This is a genomic window from Apibacter sp. (assembly GCF_025291155.1).
In the GTDB taxonomy this organism is placed as follows: domain Bacteria; phylum Bacteroidota; class Bacteroidia; order Flavobacteriales; family Weeksellaceae; genus Apibacter.
The window spans coordinates 1-17508 of sequence record NZ_JAMBJZ010000015.1 but is presented as its reverse complement, the minus strand read 5'-3'; the positions used below and the strand labels follow the sequence as shown (position 1 = coordinate 17508).

The 17508-nt window shown below is 28.6% G+C and carries 13 protein-coding genes and 1 pseudogene; 3 read left to right on the top strand and 11 right to left on the bottom strand.

The window, feature by feature from the left end; genetic code table 11:
* Nucleotides 1–115 precede the first annotated feature (115 nt).
* Nucleotides 116–1297: a M14 family zinc carboxypeptidase gene (locus M3Z80_RS02945; protein WP_293917428.1), complete on the bottom strand. Its 1182-nt coding sequence runs from the start codon at nucleotides 1295–1297 to the stop codon at nucleotides 116–118.
* A gap of 313 nt (nucleotides 1298–1610) precedes the next feature.
* On the opposite strand from M3Z80_RS02945, the gene M3Z80_RS02940 reads away from it, so the two are divergent.
* Complete coding sequence (locus M3Z80_RS02940; protein ID WP_293917426.1) at nucleotides 1611–2120, top strand: helix-turn-helix domain-containing protein; 510 nt, start codon at nucleotides 1611–1613, stop codon at nucleotides 2118–2120.
* 80 nt (nucleotides 2121–2200) lie between these two features.
* Here the strand turns inward: M3Z80_RS02940 and rplS are convergent, their stop codons facing one another.
* From rplS to pheS, 9 genes and pseudogenes are all read right to left on the bottom strand, one after another.
* Nucleotides 2201–2554, bottom strand: coding sequence for a 50S ribosomal protein L19 (gene rplS / locus M3Z80_RS02935; protein WP_293917424.1), 354 nt, complete (start codon nucleotides 2552–2554; stop codon nucleotides 2201–2203).
* A 149-nt stretch (nucleotides 2555–2703) separates the two neighbouring features.
* Complete coding sequence (locus tag M3Z80_RS02930; protein ID WP_293917421.1) at nucleotides 2704–3516, bottom strand: M48 family metallopeptidase; 813 nt, start codon at nucleotides 3514–3516, stop codon at nucleotides 2704–2706.
* Nucleotides 3517–3746: 230 nt separating this feature from the next.
* Nucleotides 3747–4838, bottom strand: coding sequence for a redox-regulated ATPase YchF (gene ychF, locus M3Z80_RS02925; RefSeq protein ID WP_293917418.1), 1092 nt, complete (start codon nucleotides 4836–4838; stop codon nucleotides 3747–3749).
* Between the two features lie 531 nt (nucleotides 4839–5369).
* A complete protein-coding gene (locus tag M3Z80_RS02920) occupies nucleotides 5370–5492 on the bottom strand; it encodes a hypothetical protein (protein ID WP_293917416.1) in 123 nt (40 codons plus the stop codon).
* 206 nt (nucleotides 5493–5698) lie between these two features.
* Entirely contained in the window at nucleotides 5699–6100 is a 402-nt protein-coding gene (locus M3Z80_RS02915) for a hypothetical protein (protein WP_293917414.1), read from the bottom strand.
* A 115-nt stretch (nucleotides 6101–6215) separates the two neighbouring features.
* The gene (locus M3Z80_RS02910) at nucleotides 6216–6818 is read right to left on the bottom strand and encodes a thioredoxin family protein (RefSeq protein WP_293917413.1); all 603 of its coding nucleotides are present in this window, start codon (nucleotides 6816–6818) and stop codon (nucleotides 6216–6218) included.
* A gap of 261 nt (nucleotides 6819–7079) precedes the next feature.
* A complete protein-coding gene (gene aroC / locus M3Z80_RS02905; RefSeq protein ID WP_293917411.1) occupies nucleotides 7080–8141 on the bottom strand; it encodes a chorismate synthase in 1062 nt (353 codons plus the stop codon).
* A gap of 108 nt (nucleotides 8142–8249) precedes the next feature.
* Nucleotides 8250–9986, bottom strand: coding sequence for a thiamine pyrophosphate-dependent enzyme (locus M3Z80_RS02900; protein WP_293917409.1), 1737 nt, complete (start codon nucleotides 9984–9986; stop codon nucleotides 8250–8252).
* Between the two features lie 131 nt (nucleotides 9987–10117).
* Nucleotides 10118–11134 (bottom strand): annotated as a pseudogene (pheS, locus tag M3Z80_RS02895) (phenylalanine--tRNA ligase subunit alpha).
* Between the two features lie 628 nt (nucleotides 11135–11762).
* Between pheS and M3Z80_RS02890 the strand changes: the two are divergent.
* Nucleotides 11763–12830 (top strand): peptidylprolyl isomerase, encoded by a 1068-nt coding sequence (locus M3Z80_RS02890; protein WP_293917406.1) that lies wholly within the window; start codon nucleotides 11763–11765, stop codon nucleotides 12828–12830.
* Between the two features lie 263 nt (nucleotides 12831–13093).
* On the opposite strand, the gene M3Z80_RS02885 is transcribed toward M3Z80_RS02890, so the two are convergent.
* Nucleotides 13094–13960, bottom strand: coding sequence for an AraC family transcriptional regulator (locus M3Z80_RS02885; protein WP_293917404.1), 867 nt, complete (start codon nucleotides 13958–13960; stop codon nucleotides 13094–13096).
* Between the two features lie 808 nt (nucleotides 13961–14768).
* Between M3Z80_RS02885 and M3Z80_RS02880 the strand changes: the two genes are divergently transcribed.
* A partial coding sequence (locus M3Z80_RS02880; RefSeq protein WP_293917402.1) for a TonB-dependent receptor occupies nucleotides 14769–17508 on the top strand: 2740 nt, incomplete at its 3' end.

Genomic DNA, 17508 nt, shown 5'->3' with positions numbered 1-17508 from the left:
CAATATAACATTTCTAATTAAAATATTTAATCATTATAAGATATTATAAACCAAGTCGTTAAAAGTTGATCGATTTTAAAATAATTATATAATTACGAATTAATAGTTGATATAGTTAAGCAAATTCTTCTAATTTTTTACCATTAAGTATAATCCACTCATCTAAATTAAAATCAGCTTGTATTCCAATTTTAGCAAATTTATCTTTAGAATCCTTAATTAGTATACATCTCCCTTGAGCATCGATTTCTTCATGACCATTCATCAATGATAGATCTCCAATATCTTCTATTTTAGCAACAAATGATATTTCTTCATCCCCCATAATAATTTTTTCAGTGTATTGTATAGCTATATCAACTGTTTCCTTTTTTTCTTTACATAATCTTACATTTCGATATATTATGTCATAAAATGAAGGAGAATTATTCGGTATTTTTTCATATAATTCATATCCGGCCTCCCATTCTTTCTTTATAGTAGCATAATGTAAAGCAGTAATTAATGACAAGGTAAAATATTTACGTGTTTTTTTACGATAATAATCATTTGGATAATGACCACCTTCAAATAGTATTGTCGGGATATCTAATTTTTGAAAATTATCTCCTACAGATCTTGGATAAAATTCATCAGAAAATCTGGAGATTTTATTAGGAATGAGTTTAGTCATTTCTTTGTAAATATCTGCAATCAATCCCATTGATTTTTTTCGAGTATGGGTAATTTTTCTATCAATTGATTCTGATGGAGATAAAAAGGCCAACGTTGCTGGTTCTTTTTTTCCTTCCAAACCAAATATGGTTCTTTGATCGTGTAAATTGAATGCCAAATCATATTTTTTTTCATTAGCAATTTTTTTCAATACTTGCATTTCTACAGATGAAGCTGCTAAAAAATCACGATTTATATCTATACTTATTATATTCCTTCGAGTCCAAATTTCAGCTCCATCGGGATTTAACATAAAAATAATATCAAGAGTAAACTCATTGAGAATTTGACCTGCAATAGAATTTTTATTTTCTAAAAATTTAAGCAAATCTAAACAACTTAACGTACCTGTTGTTTCATTTCCATGCATTTGCGTCCAAATCAGAATATTTTTATTACCCTTACCTATAGTTACTTTATATATAGGTTTTCCCATTTCTGATTTTCCAACCTCTTTTATTAAACTATTATAATTTTTGAGTAAGAAATTAAAAAGCATGGGAGGATTGACATATCTATTTTTAAAATTTTCTTCTAATTCAAAATTTTCTTCTAAATCGAAGATTTTAAATTCTGCGTACATAGCTTTATTTTTTACAAAGATATTCAATTAAAAACAGTTTTAGTTAATTTACATTTGTGAATTACAAATGTAAATTAAGAACATAAAGCATGTGCTCTTTTTTTGATTTAAAGTGTGAGTTGTATATTAAATTAATAAAAATAAGATTATTTATATTTATAAGTGCTTATTTACCAGTATTTTATTACTTATAGTTTATAGTTATAGTTTAATATAACTTTAAATATGATTTGTAATTAAATCGAAAATATTATTATTATCTTTGTAATTAATATCTCATTTCACATTTGTAAATTGTTAACATTTGTAAATTATGGAAATCGACAAAAGAATCTCTACCCTTATAGAAATACTTGGATTAACACCAGGGGAATTTGCTGATAAAATAAATGTTCAAAGATCAAGTATTTCACATATCACATCAGCTAGAAATAAACCTTCATTAGACTTTTTAGAAAGAACGCTTTCTGTTTTTCCTGAAATTAATTCTGAATGGCTTATTTTAGGAAAAGGAAAACCATTAAAATCTCAATATAAAGAAATAAAAAAATTAGATTTAGAAATAGAAAATAATAATAATCAAAAGCTGCAATCTACTCCTACACTATTTCATTATGAAGAAGAAAATGAAGTCATAAAAACTGTTCAAGAAAATAAAATAGAAAATTCTAAAGTCTCTGAGAATCTCTCAGAAAAAAATTTTACGGATGAAGATTCATCCATTAAAAATTCAATACAGAAAACTAGTGGGAAAAAAAAGAAAGAAATAAAAAAAATATTAATTATATATGAAGATAATACCTTCGAAATATTGGAAAATTAAATTTTTTAATTAAAAACGTAAAAAAAGAGGGAAATTAAATTTTCCCTCTTTTATTTTAAAATTCGATACAAAAATTAAGATTATTTAATTCTTGCATCTTTAATTCTTGCTTTTTTACCGCGTAGATCTCTAAAATAATAAATTCTTGCTCTACGTACTTTACCTCTTCTATTAACTTCAATATTTTGAAGCGCAGGCATATTAATAGGAAAAACTCTTTCAACTCCGACATCACCACTCATTTTTCTAATAGTAAATGTCTTAGTAGCTCCAGTTCCTTTAACTTGAATTACAACACCTTTAAAAAACTGAGTTCTTGTTTTATTGCCTTCTTTAATTTCGTAATAAACGGTAACAGTATCTCCTGCTCCAAACTTTGGAAATTCTTTTTTTGCAATGTACTTGTCTTGTACGTACTTAATTAATGGTTCCATTTAAAAAAATATAATCATTTATAATTGAATAACATTCACGTCTTTCGTCAGAGGTTATTCAATCGGCTGCAAAATTAATCATTCTTATTTAATTCTACAAAAATACAATCGAAAAATTAAGAAATGATCAACCTCAATTAAAATTCATTTTATTTATTTTTTTTTGAATCTTTTTTAATTTTTTCAGCTATTTTTTTTGCTCTTTTTTCACTATCAGGATGACTAGATAACATTTTAGATTTTAAGCCTTTATCTACTCCTGCTTGTTTTTCCATTTCTGCAAATTTAGTGAATGCTGTAACTAAAGCCTGAGGATCTTTTCCATTGGAAACTAAAAATTTATATGAATAGTTATCTGCATCTGATTCTTGAGATTGAGAAAATTGGGCTGATGTCAACGTTTGAGCTAAGCTCCCTATGTCGGAATTAACTATATCTGCAACTGAACCTTGGGTGTCACCTGCATACTTAGCTGCTGCCGCCGTTAGAAGCGCTTGTTTATATCCTTTTTTTGAATGTCCCAATTTTACATGTCCTATTTCATGTCCTATAATTGCTAACAATTCATCATCTGTCATAATATCCATAAGCGATGAAAATACACGTACGCTACCATCTGGGCTAGCAAAAGCATTTACATCAATCACATAATAAACTTTATAATTTAAATTTAATCCATCATAATTTTTATACGGCTCAAAAATTTTTGCCAGGCGTTCTGCATAAGCCTTCTTATTATCTTTATCAGTAATCTTACACACGGGATTATTCTCATCCATCCACTTTACTGATTCCGCAGCTGCCATTGCAATTTCTTCGTCAGAAATCGTGATTGCTGTTGCTAAATTTTTAGCTGCCTCGATTTTCCCTTTTCCTATATTGGTATTACCAATTTTTATTTGAGAATTTATACTTGTATAAAGTAAGCAAGCAAATGAAAGAGTTAAAATAATTTTGTTCATAATTATAAAATTTTCTGAATACAAAAATATTAATTTTTTACAATTATGAAATATAAATAATAAATAATTATATGCTGCATTGACAATAAAAATAATCGATATATACTTTCAATTCCAATTATATTTTATTAATTAATGTAGAATTTGAAGAAGAAAGGTAGGTTGGATAAAAAAGGCATTTATTGATTAAAAATTTTTTGAATTTTTAATCAATAAATGAAAGAAATAGCTTATACGTTAAAACGGAAATGAATAATATCTCCGTCATTTACAATATATTCTTTACCTTCCACAGATAACTTTCCAGCTTCTTTTACCTTAGCTTCAGAACCGTAGGTTATAAAATCGTTATATGAAATAACTTCCGCTCTAATAAAACCTTTTTCAAAATCTGTATGTATAACACCGGCTGCTTGGGGTGCCGTCCATCCTTTTTCAATTGTCCAAGCCCTAACTTCTTTGACTCCTGCGGTAAAATAGGTTTGTAAATTTAATAATTTATAGGCTTGACGTATTAAACGATTTACTCCCGGTTCATTCAAATTCAATTCTTCTAAAAATATCTGACGTTCTTCATAAGTCTCTAATTCAGATATATCGGCTTCTATTTGGGCCGCTAGAACTATAACTTCAGCCTTTTCATCTTTAACCTTTTCTTTTACTTTTTCTACATATTCATTACCCTCTTTAGCAGATTTTTCATCTACATTGCAAACATACATTATAGGTTTAAAGGTTAATAATTGAAGTTCAGCAATGACAGGTTCTGTAATACTATCCGTTTCAAATTCACGTGCATTTTTTCCTTCTTCAATAAAAGACCTTAATTTTTCCAATACGGATACTACCAGTTGCTCATCTTTATTTCCCGCTTTAGCTGCTCTTTTAGACTTATCTAATTTCTTTTCAATGGTATCCAAGTCCTTAAGTTGGAGCTCAATATCAATAATTTCTTTATCTCTAACCGGGTCTATAGTTCCTTCAACATGGGTTATATTTTCGTTTTGAAAACATCGTAACACATGTATAATAGCATTTGTTTCTCTTATATTAGCTAAAAATTGATTACCTAGTCCTTCGCCTTTACTAGCTCCTTTAACTAAGCCGGCTATGTCTACTATTTCTACTACTGCAGGCACTACCCTTTCCGGTTCAACTAATTCCTCAAGCTTATTTAACCTTGGATCAGGTACAGAGACTGTACCGACATTCGGTTCAATAGTACAGAATGGATAATTAGCAGATTGTGCTTTTGCATTAGATAAGCAGTTAAATAAAGTAGATTTTCCTACATTGGGTAAACCAACAATTCCACATTTCATACTTGAAAAATTTGTGACAAATATATAAAATTATAATTTAGCTTTTTAAGAGAGTCTTTAATGAAAAATATTTAAAAGGTAAAATAAAATTTTATGTTAAAATTCAGATTTCCCTACTACTTAATATTCTCAAATATAAAAATATTTAATCCATAAATTTATCTGTTTTCAATTATAGTAAAGATAGATTAAATTGATCAATCTGTACTAATCTTTTTCCTTTTAGAGATCATTTATAAACTTAGTGAAAGACTGATTAATATAATAGACATTGTTCATATTAGGTATTTCACCTTCATCTACTTTAAACTCATGATTCTAAAAATAAATTCTATTATTATAAGATTTCAATTCCATTATAATAATATTACCCCAGCATCATGAGCTATAGGAATGAAATCTGAAGGAATTATATTCTTATTAAACTTAATAAATTACTATATTTTTCTCTGCCTAAACTAAGAAATTGATCAAACGAAAATCCATCATTTCTATCAGAAAAAAATCTAAATGAATTTGGCTGAAGCTGTCCTACGTTATATTTCTTTGAGAAATCTTTATAATCATTTGATAAATTATTCCTAATAATTTTTTCTCAAAATTGGAAATGTCTTCTAAGGTTGCGGAATTTTTAGAATAAATAATAGTAGCCATAAACTATTTTTTACCTTTACTTGTTGAAATTTCACCTGTATGTCTTACTGCATCTTAAATATGAGAAATGCATATATCCAGAATACTTATAGTGCAATGTACATCGTGCTAGTCGTAGATTTCCTAGACCATACCTAGCGCTCTATTATGGAACAAGAGTTAAATTGAAAAAGCAGAGAAGTTTCGTTTTTCTTACACTGTTTTTATTAGTTATAATAAGTAAAACCAAAAAAATTATTTGGGTCTAAAAACAATTGCCTTTCATTTCTCCCATCTTTGTAATTAATCTCAATGGGCGAAAAAGGGATCGCTTTGTAGTCAATTTGAGTTACTTTTATTTCCTGTTCAGTCTTAAATAATTGTGAATATATAGACATTAAAGAAAATTGATCATCTTCATCAACATCAAACCATTCATTTATATTTTTCAGATGATTATAACAAATAATCCCATCATCAATGTACAATTCGAAGACATTTTCATTTATGATGAAATATATCCTCTCATACATTGGGTGGAAAACCGGTGGAGTTTCAGCATCTATATAACCTGAAACCATAACGTTACTTATAGTACCTTGTAACATGCGGTTAAATAATTGTTTCATATGAGTAAGAACATTTCACATTCAAAAAATAAACTTAACAAGTCACTTATAAGTTGTATTAAATAAATTCAATTAAAAAAATGACTTTTATTAAAAAATGCCCATAATTTGCATTTTATTTTAAAAGTATTTCTAATAATTCTTCAGAAATAGTTCGACCTTTATCTTTGTTATAAAATCCTTGAATATCTTTTGCAAAATCATCATGGGTATAATTATCCGGGTCACTTTTATATTTTTTCAAAAATGGTGTACATGGTTTGGGTCTCGGTCCCCAGTGCGCTATTTCTTGAAAAGTATCCGGTTCAATAAACAGTACAATAGGAATTGCTTTACCTCCATTGGTTAAATATTGATTAATTAATGATTCGTCTTCATCTCTAAAAAAAATCCTCATTTCCAATTTTTCGGAAGATTCAGCTATTTTATTAACAACAGGTACTATTTGAGCAGCATCACCACACCAACCTTCAGATATAACTAAAATATTCTTTTTACGTGTAATTTTCTGTAAACCCGATAATACTTCATTTTTCAATACTAAGGTTTTATCATTACGATGTATCCGACTAAGGTTCAAGCGTGTATATTCAGCATATTTTTTTATTTCTTCATTTTTAGAAATTACTCCTTCATTTGCTTGTATTTCAATAATATTTTTGTACTCAGCATACGAAACTCCTTTATCCCAATAGTTTCCTAAATTTATTGAATCCATCATCTTATATTATATTTTTCATTTTTATTAACTTTTATATATAAATTAATTTGCTTTTATATATAGATTTGAAATATTTAAGATTTGAAAAATTATTTTATTTAAAGATAAGTTTCTCATATTCATTACATTTAGTAACAAATACAAGTCTTTATATGTAATTTAAATATTAACAGATAATTTACTCTCCATATTCCTTATTAATTATAATTACATAAAATAATTTTTAATGTATGGAAATATATTTTTAATATTTAAAAATTATACTTTTCTCACTTTATCTAACAACCAAAAATCAGCAAGTATTAATGCTGCTAAAGCTTCCACTATAGGTACTGCTCTAGGAAGCACACAAGGATCATGCCTTCCTTTTCCCTTAATAACGTTTATATTTCCTTTTTCGTCTATAGTTTGTTGTTCTTTCATTATGGTAGCTACCGGCTTAAAGGCTACTTTAAATAGGATATCCATGCCATTAGATATTCCACCTTGAATACCTCCGGAATTATTGGTTAAAGTTTTTCCGTTTTGGATAAAAATATCGTTGTGTTCGGATCCTTTTAAGTGAGTACCGTCGAAACCGCTTCCAATTTCAAATCCCTTAGCTGCATTAATGCTCATCATACCTTGAGCCAGTCTGGCGGATAGCTTATCAAATATAGGTTCACCTAAACCTATCGGCACATTTTTAATTATACAGGTTATTATTCCGCCAATTGTATCGCCTTCCTTTTTAATTTCAGCTATTCTTTTTATCATTTTATCAGCTGTTTCTGAATCCGGGCATCTAACTATGTTCGATTCAGTTAAAGAAAGATCAAGATCATAAATATTTTTTTTCAGGGTAATATCACCTACAGAGGAAACAAAAGCTTGAAATTTGATTGTAGATAATAATTGTTTAGCCAAAGCACCGGCAACAACCCAATTGGCAGTTTCTCTTGCAGAGGTTCTCCCTCCTCCTCGATGATCCCTAATTCCGTATTTATTAAAATAGGTAAAATCTGCATGAGAGGGTCTAAAAATTCCAGTATTATGATCGTAATCATTGGACTTCTGATTAGTATTTTTTATAAGAAATCCTATGGATTGACCAGTTGTCTTTCCTTCAAATATACCAGAAAGAAATTCAACTTTATCATCTTCTTTACGTTGAGTGACAATTTTTGATTGACCTGGTTTCCGACGATCCAGTTCTTTTTGTATTTTTTCAAAATTAATGGATAATCCGGCAGGAAACCCATCAATAACACCTCCAAGTGCAGGTCCATGACTTTCACCAAAGGTAGTAAGCTTTATAAATTTACCGAATTCATTGAACATATTCTTACAAATGTAAGAAATAAAGTAAATTTACAAGTAGTATTATTTACAAAAACAGAAAATCTTTTATAGATTTTCTGTTTTATTATCTGAAATTATTTTTTTGAATTAGAGTAATGATTTAATATGCTTTATATTGCTTTGGATGGTATCTACAACTTCTTTAACATTTCCACTCAACATCATTTTGGTCATAGAGGTAGTCATCCCTTTTATTTGTGTCCATTCTATTTTAGGGGGTAAGGCAAGTGAATTTGGATCGGTCATTAGATTTACCAACACAGGACCATTGGTTGAAAATGCTTCATGTATGGCTCCTTCTACTTCTTCGGGCTTAGTAACATTAATACCTTTAAATCCCATAGCCATAGCTATCATTGCAAAATCCGGATTAACCATATCTGTCTCATTATCAGGTATTCCATCTACTTCCATCTCCAATTTTACCATACCTAACGAACGATTATTAAATACAAATAATTTTACAGGCAATTTATATTGGTAAATTGTTGCTAAATCTCCCAATAACATTGAAATCCCTCCATCGCCACAGAAGGAGATAATTTGTCTTCCCGGGTTTGCTAAAGCGGCACCAATTGCCATAGGCATGGCATTAGCCATCGTACCATGACTGAAAGAGCCTAACATTTTTCTCTCTCCTGTTGCTTGTATATAACGAGCTCCCCAAACACAGCACATACCGGTATCTACAGTAAATATAGCATCTTTAGCAGCTAATTTATTTATTGTGGATGCTACATATTCCGGATGGATTAAATTTTCTTTTCCTGGATCTTTTACATATACATCCAAGCCTTCTTTTACTTTTTCATATTTATGCAACTGTTTTTTTAGAAAAGATTCATCTTGTTTTTCTTCAATTAATGGTAATAACACGTGTAAAGTATCTTCAATTTTTCCGCATAATCCCATATCAACTTTTGCTCTTCTTCCTAATCTGTCAGCTCTTTCATCAATCTGAATTATTTTTTTATTGGTAGGCATAAAATTAGCATATGGAAAATCTGTTCCTAAAAGAAGAATAACATCTGCTTCATGCATACTTTGAAAAGCAGAGGGCAAACCTAATAATCCGGTCATACCGACTTCATAAGGATTATCGTATTGAATTCCCATTTTTCCTCTAAAAGAATATCCTATAGGAGCTTTTAATTTTTCGGCTAATTTAATAAGGTCAGCATGTGCTTTACTGGCACCTATACCGCAATAAATGGAAATTTTTTCATTTTCATTCAAAATATCGGCAAGTGTTTGCAATTCATGATCTGAAGGTCTTATAATTGTATCATTTTTATAAACTTTTAAAGAACTTAATATATCCTCAGCAGGTTTTGATTCTAAATCACCAGGTAATCCAAAAACGGCTACCCCTCTTTTTGATTGAGCATTCTGAATAGCCCTTTGTAACATTCTTGGAGCTTGTTCAGGCAAAGTTGCAATTTGACAGTATACACTGCAATCATCAAAAAGCTTAGTAATATTAGTTTCCTGAAAATAATCGGTACCAAATTCTCTTGTTCCACAGGTGGAAGCAATGGCGATCACAGGCACATTTGCCCTATTCGCTTCATAAAGACCATTAATTAAGTGTATATGCCCAGGACCAGAACTTCCAGCGCAACAAGCGATCCCTTCTAACTCGGCCTCGGCAGCTGCTGCAAATGCTCCAGCTTCTTCATTCCTAACATGTATCCATTGAATTTTCCCTTGTTTTTTAATAGCTCTATTTAGCTCATTTAGACTATCACCCGTTACTGCATAAATTCTTTTTATACCAGCTTCTGCTAACATGTCTACTAATTGATCTGCTACTTTTTTTTCCATAATAATTTTAAAAATAAATAAAGTATAATTACTTGCTCAAAATTTGTTCCAGGTAAATATACTTTTTTAATAATTTTAACAATTATTGTTTATTTGATAGCATTATAAGTAGTTATAAGATAAATATTATTTTAGAATTCGCGATTAAATTGCTGTAGCATACGTATATCATTTTCGGTAAACATACGTATATCCCCAATTTGATACATAAGCATAACTATTCTTTCAATCACCATTCAGAAAGCAAATCCACTATATTTTTCCGAATTAATGTTAACATTTTTTAAAACATTAGGATCTACCATCCCACAGCCTAAAATTTCTAGCCATCCTGTTCCTTTAGTTATTCGATAATCAGTTTCCGTTTCTAATCCCCAATAAACATCAACCTCAGCACTTGGCTCTGTAAAAGGAAAATATGACGGTCTCATACGTATTTCGGATTTGCCAAATAATTCCGAAGTAAAATATTGTAAAGTTTGTTTTAAATCTGCAAAAGAAACATCGGTATCAATATATAAACCTTCAATTTGATGGAACATACAATGTGATCGTGATGAGATGTCTTCATTCCTATATACCCTTCCTGGAGATAATATACGAATAGGAGGCTCATTATTCTCCATATATCTTATCTGAACAGAGGAAGTATGGGTTCTTAATACCATATCCGGATTTTTTTCTATAAAAAATGTATCCTGCATATCTCTAGCCGGATGATATTCAGACATATTTAAGGCTGTGAAATTATGCCAATCATCTTCAATTTCTGGTCCGTCTGCTACTGAAAAACCTATTTTTTTAAAAATATTGATAATCTTATGTTTAACAATATTTATAGGATGTCTGCTTCCTAGATTTAAAGGAATTCCCGGACGAGTTAAATCATTTTGTATTTCGGAATGATTGTCTTCATTAACATCCTCTTTTAAAGAATCTATTTTTTTTGCAACTGATTGTTTTAAATTATTTATCAATTGACCAAATTCTTTTTTACTTTCGTTAGGAACTTCTTTAAATTTTTGAAATAGGTCATTCAAAATTCCTTTCTTTCCTAAATACTTGATTCTAAATTGTTCAATTTCTTCAGCTTTTTGAGAAGAAAATGACTCTACTTCCTCTAAATATTTTTTGATAGTATTTATCATTAGTTATCTTTAATAATTTTTATTTTATAAAGATTTTTATCTTTTTGCAAAAATAATAAAACAAAAATACTATTATTATTTTAAAAAAAAGATTTCATAAATATTTTAAATTCTGATATTCATTTATTTCTAAGGCTTATTATAATAAAAAAGCCTCTTTTTACAGAGGCTAAGGTTTTTAAAGAAATAAAAACTAAATAAACATTAAAATAATGCCTTTTTCAATATAAATTGTTTTAGTGTGTTTGTAATCTTACAATCGTATAAACAAACACCATACCATTTATCTTATTATATTTAATTATATTATTTTTAATAATTAAATATAACTAAACAGTTATTTAAATAAATATATTATTAAGCTTATATTTTATAAAAATAATTTAAAATAATAAAATTCAAATCAAATTTCCAATTATGACATGTTATACAACAAATAAATATCCGTTATTATATTAATTATTAATATATAAATAACTTATAAAATAAATTTATAACTATAGTTGTTATATAATGAATAAATTTGAATTTATAAAACATGTCCATTCAATCACTATTACTAACAACTTTACAATTAAAAATAAGATTTAAATTAGTAAATTTGAATTTTCTAAACATAAATACAATTATGATTAATAAATTCATAATGTATTGTTTACTAATACTAACTTTTTTAAATTGTAAAACATTGGAAATAGACAAACAAACATATGACGGACTGGGAAATGGCCTATATGCAAATATTAAAACAAATAAAGGTGATATGTTGGTTAAATTTTTTGATCATGAGTCTCCAGTAACCGTAGCAAACTTTATTGGATTAGCTGAAGGTAAAATTCCAAATGATACAAAAAAATTGGGTGAACCATTTTATGACGGAATCATTTTTCATAGAGTAATTAAGAATTTTATGATTCAAACCGGTGATCCTCAAGGAACAGGAATGGGGGGGCCGGGATATAGATTTGAGGATGAAAAAAATGATTTAAAACATACTGGAACCGGAATATTATCTATGGCAAATTCAGGTCCGAATACAAACGGAAGTCAATTTTTCATCACTGAAGTGCCTACTCCTTGGCTTGACGGACGGCATACTATTTTCGGTGAGATAATTAAAGGTTTAGATACTGTAAGCTCAATCGCCAATGTTAAAACTGGAGCTCAAGATAAACCGGTTGAACCTGTAATTATGGAAAAAGTTTCAATCATTACTAAAGGCGATGAATATAAAAATTATAATGCAGCACAGTTTTTTAAAGATAATAAAGATTTGATTTCTGAAAGAAATAAAAAATATCTGGAAGAAAAGCAAAAACTTATAGCAGCAAAACTTGATGAATTAAAAGTAAGTATGACTCAAACAGAAAGTGGCTTATTTTATAAAATTGATGAAAAAGGTTCCGGAGCTAAAGCTAAAACGGGAGATATAGTTTCTGTTCATTATGAAGGTTCTTTAGCGAATGGTAATATCTTTGATTCATCTTTTGCTAGAAATGAACCCATTGAATTTCCATTAGGAAGAGGAATGGTAATCAAAGGTTGGGAAGAAGGAATTTCGCTTTTGAATGAAGGAGACAAAGCTACTTTTTTAATACCGCCTTCTTTGGGTTATGGAGCTCAAGGTGCCGGAGGTGGGGTCATACCACCTAATGCTTGGCTTATATTTAAAGTTGAACTGATTAAGGCTAAATAATTAAGAATTAAGAATTAAAAATAATAAAATCCGGTTTAAAGATTAAAACCGGATTTTACTTTTATAATACTGCCTGAAACAAAAAACGTTCTTTTTAAGCATTGACTTTTCCTTCAACTTTTTTTCATATTTTATCTTAATTCAAATATTTATATATAAGGAAATTAAATTGGTATTTATAAATTTTTATATTTTAGCTATTCGATCTACACTAAAAATTTGATAAATTACTTCTTAAACACTTATTTTTTACATTTTATACTTTAGCATATAGGTATATATATTTCAGTTTTTAATTTCTCAGGCACAACTCTACCCGGATGATTTATATATTTTTCAAAAATAGGAGCATCACGCAATAATAAATTATTGGCAGGTATTAAGTCAGCGTAAATGGTATTATAAACATCTCGAAAATATTTGTATGAACCTTTATAGAGAAACTTGGCAAATTTTCCGCCTTTAATTTCTTTAACTCCTATTTCTCCTTGAGGTTTTACATCATCTAATATAACGAGACAAACATCTGTTCTAAGTTTTTCCAAATAAGTTATTTTAGGATCGTCATAATAAATGCAGATATTTTCAATCTCTCCAGAGTATAGTTTATTACTCTTAACAAATTTCCATAAGCGTTTCCAAGTATTACTGAAATCCAATTCACTATATTTTCCCGAAAGACTAATATATATAACCTTCTTAGCAGGTATCTCAACAATCTTAGGCTTATCAATATCTAACAGAATGTCTATATTTTCTTTATCCTTTTTTTTAACTATATAATCTTTGTTTTTCCTAAATTCAAGAGGAGTAATTTTATACAATTGCTTAAAGGCTTTCGAGAAAGATGATGGAATATCATAGCCAACCTTATATCCGATATCAGAAATTGGCAGGTCCGTATATCTTAATAATCTGGCAGCCTTTTCTAATCTTATTCTTATAATATAACTTCCTATAGGTTCTTTAAGAAAAGCTTTCGTTATCCGATGAAAATGATAGAGCGAAAAATGGCTCATTTCCGCCAATTTAGATAAATCAATTGTTTCATGTAAATGATTGTTTATATATTCAATAACAATATTCATTTGTTTTTGATATATCTCCTTCGTAGTTATTTTGAAGTTCATATTTATAAGCTCAGCAATTAATCAATTTATCAACTGCTAAAATAAATATATTTTATAGAATGTTATTTTCCTATCTTGCTGATAAAAATCTTTAACAGTTTAAAACAAAATCTTTGATGAATTATAATTTTATACTAATTATCTTTATCAAGAGTTGTTAATATAAACACAAAAATTATAGATAAATAATATATACATTTCTAATTGCAATCATTCTTAAATTATTCTATATTCATTTGTTACTTCAAATAATCTAGTTATATTAAGATATAAAGTCTCAAATTATATAAATAATTGAAAATTATAATTTTATCTCTTATTTATTATATTTATAAAACTATTAACTATAATATATAAAATAAGATTATTAGATTTATATTTTTATAATAAAAATTATTTTTTAATATTATTAGAAATAATCTATAATAAAAATTGTCTATTATTTAACTTATTAATTTGAATATATATATTTAGCTATCCTAATAATGCATAAAGTTTTAATCTATATATTAAGCTATAAATATTTAAATTAATAAAATAAAAATGACTTTAATTAGGTAATTTTAATATTCATTTATTTATTTTATATTTTATAAATGTAATTAAAATCATTTAATAATTTTGTTTATTAAAAATTATTATTATTTTCAAAATGTTGATTTTTAATACATTAACATACTACACTAAAAATAATATAAAAATTTAATAATAAATATAGAATAATATAAAATAAATTCTTTACATTTGACATAATTCCTACCTGTTAAGTAGGAAATATTTATAAATAATTTAATGTATTAAATTTTTAATGAAGAAAAATTTAAGTGGTAAAAGTTTAGTAGCAGTTTTTAGCATTTATTGTTCTTTATTATCTGCTCAAACGCTTGTTAAGGGTATTGTTCAAAATGATAAAAAAGAAAAAATAAAAGACGCCCAAATTTATATTGAGGAAAATGGGATGGAAACAAAAACAGATATCCACGGAGAATATGAATTTACGATTCCGAATGGTAATTATAAAATTATCATTATTACTCCTGAAAATGATGAGATATCCGAGTTAATTAGCATAAATAATGAACCTCAAAAAATTGTAAATTTCACCATAAAAACTTACACTTTTGAAAATGTAGTAGTTACCGGTACGCGATCAAAACCAAGGACATTATTGGAATCTCCTACCCCTGTCGACATCATTGATGTAAAAAAAATGGCAGAAAACAATGCTCAAGTTAGTGTAAATCAAATTTTAAATTACGTAGCTCCATCCTTTACATCTACTACGCAATCATTAGGTGGTGGAACGGATATGACCGATCCTATATCATTAAGAGGAATGACACCCGATCAGGTTTTAGTATTGATTAACGGAAAAAGAAGGTATAATTCGGCATTATTAAATGTAAACGGTACCTTTGGAAAAGGTACGGTAGGAACCGATTTAAATGCCATTCCTATTTCATCTATAGACCGAATCGAAATATTAAGAGACGCCGCTGCAGCACAATATGGCAGTGACGCAGTTGCAGGAGTCATTAATATAATATTGAAAAATACAATTAATAAATTTAACCTAAGTATTACCGGTGGAGAATACATTAGCAAGAATGATGCTCAAGATAAAACTTCAAAGGATGGAGAATCCGTTCAAATTGGATTAAATTATGGTATTCCATTAAATTATAACGGAGGATATATAAATTTTTCTGCTTCTTTCGATAGAAGAAACCCTACTAACAGAGGGGGAATATATCAGGGTACTATATATAAAGATTATTCAAACGGAATAGGTCAAGATAAATCCAATGAATTTCTTGAACAAACACATACATCTCGTAGAGATTATAGTTTAATCATAGGTCAATCGGAAGCTCTTAATAGCCAAGTTGCCTATAATGCTTATCTCCCATTATCCAAAAATACACAAATATATTCTTTTGGAATTTTTGGATATAGAAATAGTACAGCTTCACAATTTTATAGATATCCAAATTCTGAAAATAATATTAAATCCATATATCCTTTAGGATTTAGACCTCAATCAGAGGCAAGTATATACGACCGATCAGCGACTGTTGGAGTGAAAAGTATACTACTAGGTTGGAATATGGAAATTAGTAATACTTTTGGACAAAATATATTTAACAATAAAGCCAAAAATACATTAAATGCTTCCTTGGGAGAAAATTCTCCGACAACATTTCAAGGAGGAAAATTAAAATTTACACAAGAAATTGTAAATCTTGATTTTTCTAGGAAAATTAACTGGTTGTCGGACTTAGGATTAGCATGGGGCGGTGAATATAGATATGAAAGATATCAAATTATAGAAGGAGAAGAAGCTTCCTATGCTAATTATGCAATGGGAAAAGAAATCCTTAACCCAGATGGAAGTGTTGCCATCGTACCAGATATTAACGGTTCCATACCCATAAAGTTTGGACCTGATGGAAAAACTCCATTATCTGGAGGAGCTCAGGGTGGCGCCGGATTCTCCCCTCTTAATTCCACGGATTCAAATAGAAATTCTTTAGCTGCATATGCAGATGCCGAAATTAACTTTAACAAATCCTTTCTTATTGACCTTGCCGGTAGATATGAATATTACAATGATTTTGGTTCAACAGTTAATGGAAAACTCGCATTACGATATAAAATAGCTAACTTTCTTAATTTCCGAGGTTCCGGTAGTACCGGATTTCGTGCTCCATCTTTGCAGCAACGTTATTATTCTAGCACGGGAACTTCTTATGTTAATGGAAATATGTATGAAGTAGGTACTTTTACAAATGATAGTAAAGTCGCACATCTTTTAGGTATTCCAAAACTAAAATCGGAAAAATCACGGAGCATTAGTGCAGGAATGACTTCCAAAGTCGGGCGATTTAATATCAGCCTTGATGGTTATTTTACCCGAATAAATGATAAAATTGTTTATACGGATTTATTTAGTGGAGATCCTAATGGATCAGATTCGGATAAAGAAATCTATCGCATTTTGCAACAAGCAGGAGCTCAAAAAGCTCGCTTTTTTGCCAATGCTGTAGATACCGAAACTAAAGGATTAGATGCTGTACTTTCTTATCATACAAATGTTGGACTTGGAAAAATATTTATTGACTTAGCAGGTAATATTTCCTACACCCAGCAAGTAGGTAAAATTCATACATCCAAACTTTTACAAGACAAAGAAGACATTTATTTCAGTAATTCCAGTAAAATGTATCTGGAAAATGTTGTACCAAATCAAAAATTCAATATTTCTATTACCTATGCCATACAAAAATGGAATATTTTTATAAGAAATAATTATTTTGGAGGTGTTACAGAACCCTCTAATATAACATCTAACCAACAATATTATAATCCAAGATGGATAACAGATACTTCTATTACATATAAGGTAACTGACTTTTTAAAAATAACTGTAGGTTCAAATAATCTTTTTAACTGTTATCCTGAAAAAGTTGCGATAAACGCTAATAGTAATAATGGTCAATTTGTTTATTCTCGATATGTGAGCCAATTTGGCTTTAATGGTCGATATG

Excerpts from the sequence above, each read along its gene's own strand:
- M3Z80_RS02940 (WP_293917426.1), top strand. The coding sequence starts at position 1,611 with ATGGAAATCGACAAAAGAATCTCTACCCTTATAGAAATACTTGGATTA.
- M3Z80_RS02890 (WP_293917406.1), top strand. The coding sequence starts at position 11,763 with ATGATTAATAAATTCATAATGTATTGTTTACTAATACTAACTTTTTTA.
- M3Z80_RS02910 (WP_293917413.1), bottom strand. The coding sequence starts at position 6,818 with ATGGATTCAATAAATTTAGGAAACTATTGGGATAAAGGAGTTTCGTAT.
- M3Z80_RS02920 (WP_293917416.1), bottom strand. The coding sequence starts at position 5,492 with ATGGCTACTATTATTTATTCTAAAAATTCCGCAACCTTAGAAGACATT.
- aroC (WP_293917411.1), bottom strand. The coding sequence starts at position 8,141 with ATGTTCAATGAATTCGGTAAATTTATAAAGCTTACTACCTTTGGTGAA.
- M3Z80_RS02885 (WP_293917404.1), bottom strand. The coding sequence starts at position 13,960 with ATGAACTTCAAAATAACTACGAAGGAGATATATCAAAAACAAATGAAT.
- rplS (WP_293917424.1), bottom strand. The coding sequence starts at position 2,554 with ATGGAACCATTAATTAAGTACGTACAAGACAAGTACATTGCAAAAAAA.
- M3Z80_RS02930 (WP_293917421.1), bottom strand. The coding sequence starts at position 3,516 with ATGAACAAAATTATTTTAACTCTTTCATTTGCTTGCTTACTTTATACA.
- M3Z80_RS02945 (WP_293917428.1), bottom strand. The coding sequence starts at position 1,297 with ATGTACGCAGAATTTAAAATCTTCGATTTAGAAGAAAATTTTGAATTA.
- ychF (WP_293917418.1), bottom strand. The coding sequence starts at position 4,838 with ATGAAATGTGGAATTGTTGGTTTACCCAATGTAGGAAAATCTACTTTA.
- M3Z80_RS02900 (WP_293917409.1), bottom strand. The coding sequence starts at position 9,986 with ATGGAAAAAAAAGTAGCAGATCAATTAGTAGACATGTTAGCAGAAGCT.
- M3Z80_RS02915 (WP_293917414.1), bottom strand. The coding sequence starts at position 6,100 with ATGAAACAATTATTTAACCGCATGTTACAAGGTACTATAAGTAACGTT.